At 58.5% G+C, this 2353-nt stretch carries 2 protein-coding genes; one reads left to right on the top strand and one right to left on the bottom strand.

Features of this window, described 5'->3' with window-relative positions:
• The coding region (locus tag RR842_RS13995; protein WP_332730191.1) for an AbrB family transcriptional regulator at positions 1–1069 on the bottom strand (1069 nt) is incomplete at its 3' end.
• Between the two features lie 130 nt (positions 1070–1199).
• On the opposite strand from RR842_RS13995, the gene RR842_RS13990 reads away from it, so the two are divergent.
• Positions 1200–2111 (top strand): helix-turn-helix transcriptional regulator, encoded by a 912-nt coding sequence (locus tag RR842_RS13990; RefSeq protein WP_332730190.1) that lies wholly within the window; start codon positions 1200–1202, stop codon positions 2109–2111.
• Positions 2112–2353 lie beyond the last annotated feature (242 nt).

The raw sequence follows: 2353 nt of genomic DNA, 5'->3' as shown, positions 1-2353 counted from the left end.
AATAGCATATGAGGTTGATAATCTGGGGGAAGAAGGCCATGACGAAGGCAGCTCGGATCACCTGCATGATGATGACGTCGGTGTTCTTGACGTCGAGATCGTCCAGGATGAGTGCCATGTCCGACGCTCCAGCGGGTGAGGCGATGAGCATGCCCTCTTTGCGCCCGTAACCGAAGAGCTTGCTTTCCAGTTTGCCGGCGGCGAAGCAATTGAGCGTGTAGCCGGCCACGAGGATGAGGGCGGGCACGGCGAGATCGGCCAGGCCTGCGAGCCCCTGGGCGGTGAGCAGCGTTCCTAAGTAGCATCCGGCGAGCAACTGGCAGCCCTTTTTCACACCCTTGGGGATGAACGCGAAGTCGAAGGCCAATTTCAGTACGAGCACCGCCATGATCGAGGCGGTAAAAGTGAGACCGGGGATACCTGTCGCCTTGCCGAGGATGCCGGCTGCGGCTGCCACGGCGAGTGCGGCGACGGTGGAGGCGGCCGAGCGCTGTTTGGACTTTGTACGCTTCTCGTCGGTCGCTCCGAGGCTCTGCGCGTTCACATCGGGATGGCCGCTCTCGGTGCGCAACCGATCGAACGCAGCTATCATGAGGGGAAACACCCCAATACCGAGCACTTGCCGTATAAGCTGCATGATGGTGACGGCGGGGGCATTGGCTCCCATGTCTGCTGCGACGATGGGGGTGTCGTTGATGCCTCCCGGCACCGCGCACATGAGTGAGGTGACCAAGTCGAGCGGGGACAGCGCCCAGATAGCAAAGCCCAGCACAAGGTTCAGCGCAAGGAAGGTTGCCAACATAAGCACAATGGGCTTGGTGAAGCGACGCATACGTGCGAGGTCGCTCCGCTCGATGGAGCAGCCTACGAAGGCGCCGGCGATAATCTGTACGAGAACCCTCGTTTCGGTGGGCAGCCACACGAAGCCCGTTGAAACGCTCAGCACCGCTACGCCTGCGAACGCGCCTATTAGGTATCCTGCAGGTACCTTGAACTTTTTGAACAACAGGCCGCACGCCACGCCGGTTACGAGCGTAGCCAGCAGCGGTGCTGCAAGTGCTAAATCCATACCGCCCCTTCCGGTAGATTCTTGCGAGAGTATAATCATGTATGCGGCTCCAACAAAACGAAATAGGGTGAGCAAGAGGATTTCGTTGCGGTTCATCCCATTTCATCCCAGATCGCAGAAAAGAGACATGATGAGAAACGACGAGGCCCTGACCGTCGATGAAGTCGCCACTATCCTGCAGGTGGGCAGAAACACGGTGTACGCCCTCAAGGACAAAGGCGAGATCAACTCCTACAAGGTAGGCAGGAAGCTGCGCTTCACCTATGCCGACGTGCAAAGCTACATAGCGCGCTCGAAGACTGCGCACGGCACAGATACCCGCGAGCCCCTCGTGCAGGATAGGGAGCGGTTCGTGATCTGCGGGCAGGACATCATCTTGGACGTACTCTCGAACTATGTGGCCCAAACAGGCATCGAGTCGCTGCGCGCCTACATCGGCAGCTACGATGCTCTCACGGACCTGTACAAGGATCGAGTTCAGGTGGCTTCGTCTCATCTTTGGGATGGCGAGACGGGAGAGTACAACGTGCCGTTCGTAAAGAAGCTCCTTCCGAGCGTGCCGGTAGTCGTAGTCAACCTCGTCTACCGCATGCAGGGATTCTACGTAGCCAAGGGCAATCCGAAGGGCCTTTTCTCTTGGGAGGACCTTCTCAAGTCCGGCGTGCGCCTGGTCAACCGCGAGAAGGGTGCTGGTTCGCGCGTGCTGCTCGACGAGCGCATCAGGCTCCTGGGTGCCGAGCCTTCGTCTATCGAGGGGTATGGCGTTGAGACGCAGTCGCATATCGCCGTAGCCAGCATGGTGGCACGCGGCCGTGGCGATGTGGCGGTGGGAAGCGAGAAGATAGCGCGGCAGGTGGAGGGTATCGATTTCGTTCCCTTGCAGAAAGAGCGCTACGATCTCGTGGTGAAGCGGGAGAACTTCGATACACGTCCGGTGCGCTCGATGATGGGCATTCTGGAGTCGGGTATGCTGCGCGAGGAGTTTGCCGCCCTTGGAGGCTACGACACGTCCGACATGGGAAGGATCATGTGGATCGGGTAGGCAGATTATATTGCCCTTATGTGAATGGTGTTCACGGTCATGGTGGCGGCGATGGCCCAGCCGAGAAGGAAGCCGAGTGCGCTGGCGAAATGCAGCAAGCCTATGCTCAACGCTGTACCGATTGTCTACCACTGGAAGTACAAGATGGACGAAGTGATGCTGTGAGAGTGACGGTTATTTCAAGAACGGAGGCTTCTAGCGTGCTGTATCGAGCAACTCTCGCTGGGTATCTAAGTTTACCT

The organism is Gordonibacter sp. (genome assembly GCF_036667095.1).
Taxonomy (GTDB): Bacteria; Actinomycetota; Coriobacteriia; order Coriobacteriales; family Eggerthellaceae; genus Gordonibacter.
Note: the sequence above shows the minus strand (reverse complement) of the source record. Positions and strands in the feature narration are given on the sequence as shown.